Here is a 4,988-nt window from a genome sequence, read left to right on the forward strand (position 1 = left end):
ACGTCGGACGGCATCAGGTCAGGCGTGAACTGGACCCGCTTCTGACTGAGCCCCAGCACGACGCCCAGCGTCTCCACCAGCCGGGTCTTGGCCAAGCCCGGCACGCCCACCAGGAGGCCATGCCCGCCGGCCAGGAGGGTTACTAAGGATTCCTCGACCACCCGCTCCTGGCCATAGACGACCATGGCCACGGCCTCCTTGACCCTGGCCAGGCCGTCCACCGCCGCCTCGACGGCCTGAACCGCCACCTCTGCGCCCGGCTCGTTGGCAACGCTCATCCGCCCTCCATCGGCAAGATCGCGAAACGAAGGCCCGGCATCCGGGGCGGCCCGGCGGCGCGGGCAGCAGGACCGGTGCCGGCTGTACCAGGTCGGCCGGTCTTGCTCGACCGCCTGCACCCAACACACATATGACCACAGGATCGGCGTTTCCACCTCGACGCGCAACGCGGCAGGATGGTTCGGCCGCAGGGTGGCCAGGAGTAGGACAGGAGACGGGACTTGAGCGAGGGTGGGTCGCAAGGCGGCGGTACCAGGCCGATGATCGACTGCGGCGACCTCGATCTGCGCATCGAGGCGGACGGGAGCTGGCACTATCGCGGCTCGCGGATCGACCGGCAGAAGCTGGTCCGGCTGTTCGCCTCGGTGCTGAGGCGTGAGCCGGATGGCAGCTACTGGCTGGTGACGCCGGTCGAGCGCGGCCGGGTCGAGGTCGCCGACGCGCCGTTCCTGGCGGTCGAGGCGGAGGTGGTGGGCCAGGGAAAGGCGCGGCGGATTCGCCTGCGCACCAATCTGGACCACTGGGTCGAACTCGGCGCGGAGCACGGGCTGCGCATTGGGCAGGGCCCCGATGGCGGTCCGCGCCTCTACGTGCAGCTGGAGAACGGCCTGGAGGCAGGGCTAGCCCGGCCGGTATGGTACCAGCTCCTGGAGCTGGCGATCGAGGATAGCGGCCCGGACGAGCCGGTGGGCCTCTGGGCCGGCGGCCGCCGCCATGACCTGTCCGCCCTGGCGGTCGATGGAGACGCGGCTTGAGCGATGAGGATCTGGCGGCAGCCTGGCGCAACCCCGCGCTCCTGCGTGCCCGGCTGGATCGCGCCCGGCCCGTGCCCAAGCGTTTGGCGGAGAGCCTGAACCGTGGCGACGAGGGATTCGAGGAGCTGCGCCCGCCAGGTCTGCCGCGGCCAGCCGCCGTGCTGGTGGGGCTGGTCGAGCGGCCGGGCGGGCCGTTTCTCCTGCTCACCACCCGCACCGCCCATCTGCGCCACCATGCGGGCCAGGTGAGCTTTCCGGGCGGGCGGATGGAATCAGCCGATCCCGACCCGGCCGCGACCGCGCTGCGTGAGGCCGAGGAGGAGATCGGCCTGCAGCCGGACGAGGTGGAGGTGCTGGGCGAGCTCGATCCCTACGACACGGTGACCGGGTTCCGCATCCACCCTGTGGTCGGCTGGATCCGGCCCAAGGCCGCGTGGATCCCCGACCCGTTCGAGGTGGCCGACGTGTTCGAGATGCCGCTGGAGTTCGCGGTCGACCTCGCCAACCACTGTCGCGAGCAGCGGATGCGCGACGGCCGGATGCGCACCTACTGGACGCTGCCCTGGAACGGCCGGCATGTCTGGGGTGCCACCGCCGGGATCATCGTCAACTTCGTGCAGCTCCTGCGCTGGCGGCCATGAGCGGCAGCGCTGTGCAGCTCGATGCCCCCTGGCTGCGCTGGACGAGCACTCGTCTTGTGGTGGCGGCGCTGACGGAGGGGGGCGGTCAGTGCTGGTTCGTTGGCGGCTGCGTCCGTGACAGCCTGCTGGCACCGGGCAGGGACGATGCTACGCTCGACATCGACCTCACCACCGACCTCCTGCCCGAACGGGTCGCGGCACAGGCGGCGGCGGCCGGGCTCAAGCCCATCCCGACCGGCATCGAGCACGGCACGGTGACGGTGGTGGCGCAAGGTCGCCCGTTCGAGGTGACGACGCTGCGCCGGGACGTGGCCACTGATGGCCGCCATGCGCTGGTGGCGTTTGGCGGCAGCCTCGCCGAGGACGCGGCCCGCCGCGACTTCACGATCAACGCCCTCTACGCCTGCCCGGACGGCGAACTGGTCGACCCGCTGGGCGGGCTCGCCGACCTGCAGGCCAGGCGCGTGCGCTTCGTCGGCGACCCGGAGCGGCGGATCCTGGAGGACCATCTGCGCATCCTGCGCTTCTTCCGCTTCTTCGCCCGGTTCGGCGGCGAGGCACCCGATCCTTCAGGTCTCGCCGCCTGCATCCGGCATGCGGCGCTCCTGAGGAGCCTGAGTGCGGAGCGGGTCGCGAAGGAACTGCTGAAGCTGCTGGCCGGCCCGAACGTCCTGGCCAGTCTCCAGGCGATGGTGGATGGCGGCATCCTGGCCGCACTCGGAATGGAGGATGCCGTGCCCAGCCGGCTGGCGCCGCTCTTGCGCCTTGCCCCCGATGCCGACCCGCTCCTGCGCCTGGCGGCCCTGTTCCACGGGCCCCAGCCGGCGCCAGGACAGGGCGAGCGGCTGGCCCTGCGACTGCGCCTGTCGTCGGCCGAGGTCCGCCGACTGGAGGCGGCTCTGGGCGAGGCGGCACCGCCGCTGGACGAGGCGCCGGCGGTCCTCGAGCGCCGCTGGTACCGGGAGGGCGGCACCGCCGGCTGGCGGGACCGGTTCCTGCTGGCCGCCGCGGCCCAGGGGCTGGGCCGGGAGGCGGTGGCGGCACCCCTGGCCCTGGCCCGCAACTGGACCCGGCCGGAGTTCCCGATTGGCGGGCGTGATGCGCTGGCACTCGGGATGCGGCCCGGCCCTGAAGTCGGCACGCTCCTGCGCGAGGTCGAGGCCTGGTGGCTGGGCCAGGGCATGCGTCCGGACCGGAACGCATGTCTTGCCGAGCTCTCCGCACGTTACCGGCTTGACGAACCTCCGCCGGCCCCCTAATCACCCGCTCGCACGGCCGTTGGGGGATAGTTCAACGGTAGAACGACCGGCTCTGACCCGGTTAATCCTGGTTCGAATCCAGGTCCCCCAGCCAACACTCCGAGCCGGCCAGCTCCCCACGATTACCGGTTGAGTATCACCTGCCAGGATGCTGGCGGGCGCGAATCATTTCGGCCGGTTTCTCTCACGGCTGCCGAAGTGCCAGCTCCGGCGCGCCCGCGGCATTACCGCGACCGCACCGGCGAGGCTGCCGGCTCAGCCCTGCATGATGTCCTTGAACCTGCCGAACCACTCGCTCTCGTTCTCGACCTGCACCCTGGTCGGGATCGAGATCAGCCGGGCGAAGTCCTCCGGCGTAGTCGGATAGGCCGGGTCACCGGCCAGGTCGGCCGGCGGGGTCAGGCCCGGCACCATGCCCGGCAGGCCCAAGCCATCGCACCAGACCTGCTGCGCGTCCCTCGACAGGGCGAAGTTCACGTACTGCCTGGCCCAGTAGAGCTCGTTCTCGGGCAGGCCCACCGGCACCCACAGCCCGTCCGTGTCGACCTTCGCCCCCTCCTTCGGCACCGTCCAGCTGACCGGGATGCCGTTCTTCTTCGCCTCGCGGGCATTGCTGATGATGGTGCAGGCGAGGTCGATCTCGCCGTTCTGGAACCAGGTGGTGAAGTCCGGATCCTCGCCGAGCAGCGGCTCGTTCTCCTTCACCTTCGCGATGAAGTCCCAGGCCGGCTGCATGTTCCCGGGGATGTCCTCGACCTTGCCCCCGCCGGCGACCTGTGCCGGGAAGTGAAAGCCGATCCCGTCGTCGTAGAGCGCGATCCGGCCCTTGAACCTGGGGTCGGTCATCACCTGCCAGCTGTCCGGCGGACCGTCCGGAAAGGCCTTGTCGGCATAGGCCAGCACGTAGACATAGGAATAGGTGTTGACGATCGGCACGCCGTCCAGGCCCTTCGGCCTGGCACCCTCGAAGGCGGTGGCGAGGTTGGGCAGGTCGGACAGGTCCTCGGTCACGCCGCGCAGCGCCGACTTGGTGGCGTTGACGGTCGTGTCCCAGTTGACGTGGATCGGCGGGACTCGGCCCTGCGCTGCCGCCTGCCAGATCTTGGGCTGGATCTCGTTGTCCTCGGTGAGGTCGTGGCGCACGCGGATGCCGGTGGCGGCGGTGAAGGGCTGGCTCACCCCCTTGTCCAGCGCATCCGCCCAGACCCCGCCCCAGGCGCGCACGATCAGCTCCGCCGGCTTGTCCGGCGCGTCCTGCGCAAAGCCTGGCCTCGCCAGCATGGCGGTGCCCAGCAAGGCACCGGTGCCGGCCAGGGCCATCCTGCGGCCGATCCTGATCCTGTTCATTGGCTTCCTCCTCTCGAAGCTCCGGGAAACGGCAGCAGGTCGTCCGGTGACCAGTCGACCGTCACGGTCCCGCCCGGCGACGGGAGCGGGTCCCCTGGCCCGCCCATGTCGAACAACTGCAGGCGCAGGTCGGCCAGCCCCGGCAGGCGCACACCTAGCACCCGCCGGTCGCCCTCGAAGATCACTTCCTCCAGCACCGCCTGATGGCCGTGCGCGGTGCCGAGCCGGATCCGCTCGGCACGGATCGCGAGGTCCACTGGTGCGCCCGGGGCCAGCGCCGTGGCGGGTGCCCGGGCCAGGAACTCGGTGCCGCCGACCCGTACGCGCGCGCGGCCGTCCGCGTCCTGGCCCAGGAAGCTGCCGGGCAGGAAGTTGGTGAGCCCCAGGAAGCCCGCGACGAACCGGTCCGCCGGCCGGCCGTAGGTGATCTCCGGCGGGGCGTCCTGGCGCACCCGCCCGTTCGCCATCACCAGGACCCGGTCGGACATCACCAGCGCCTCGCGCTGGTCGTGGGTGACGTTGATCGTGGTGACACCCAGCTCCTGCTGGATGCGGCGGAACTCCAGCTGCATCTCCTCGCGCAGCTTGCGGTCGAGAGCCGCCAGCGGCTCGTCGAGCAGGAGCAAGTCGGGCTCGAACACCAAGGCCCTGGCGATCGCGACCCGCTGCTGCTGACCGCCGGACAGTTCCTGGATCCGCCGGCCGCC

At 71.0% G+C, this 4,988-nt stretch carries 6 protein-coding genes and 1 tRNA gene; 4 read left to right on the top strand and 3 right to left on the bottom strand.

Annotation, left to right across the window (positions count from 1 at the left end):
- On the bottom strand, positions 1-278 hold a 278-nt coding region (locus EQG76_RS00465; RefSeq protein WP_200840450.1), incomplete at its 3' end, for an AAA family ATPase.
- A 222-nt stretch (positions 279-500) separates the two neighbouring features.
- On the opposite strand from EQG76_RS00465, the gene EQG76_RS00470 reads away from it, so the two are divergent.
- The 4 genes from EQG76_RS00470 (at position 501) to EQG76_RS00485 (ending at position 3,028) form a co-directional block, all read left to right on the top strand.
- The gene (locus EQG76_RS00470; protein ID WP_159709613.1) at positions 501-1,034 is read left to right on the top strand and encodes a DUF1285 domain-containing protein; all 534 of its coding nucleotides are present in this window, start codon (positions 501-503) and stop codon (positions 1,032-1,034) included.
- Positions 1,031-1,675, top strand: coding sequence for a CoA pyrophosphatase (locus EQG76_RS00475; RefSeq protein WP_235031134.1), 645 nt, complete (start codon positions 1,031-1,033; stop codon positions 1,673-1,675). The genes EQG76_RS00470 and EQG76_RS00475 overlap by 4 nt, the downstream gene beginning before the upstream one ends.
- Positions 1,672-2,934: a CCA tRNA nucleotidyltransferase gene (locus EQG76_RS00480; RefSeq protein ID WP_159709615.1), complete on the top strand. Its 1,263-nt coding sequence runs from the start codon at positions 1,672-1,674 to the stop codon at positions 2,932-2,934. Before EQG76_RS00475 ends, EQG76_RS00480 begins: the two co-directional genes overlap by 4 nt.
- A gap of 20 nt (positions 2,935-2,954) precedes the next feature.
- A tRNA-Gln gene (locus EQG76_RS00485) sits at positions 2,955-3,028 on the top strand.
- A gap of 161 nt (positions 3,029-3,189) precedes the next feature.
- On the opposite strand, the gene EQG76_RS00490 is transcribed toward EQG76_RS00485, so the two are convergent.
- Positions 3,190-4,281, bottom strand: coding sequence for an ABC transporter substrate-binding protein (locus EQG76_RS00490; protein ID WP_159709617.1), 1,092 nt, complete (start codon positions 4,279-4,281; stop codon positions 3,190-3,192).
- On the bottom strand, positions 4,278-4,988 hold a 711-nt coding region (locus EQG76_RS00495; protein ID WP_159709619.1), incomplete at its 5' end, for an ABC transporter ATP-binding protein. The genes EQG76_RS00495 and EQG76_RS00490, both read right to left, overlap by 4 nt.

The organism is Geminicoccus flavidas (assembly GCF_009806515.1).
Taxonomy (GTDB): Bacteria; Pseudomonadota; Alphaproteobacteria; order Geminicoccales; family Geminicoccaceae; genus Geminicoccus; species Geminicoccus flavidus.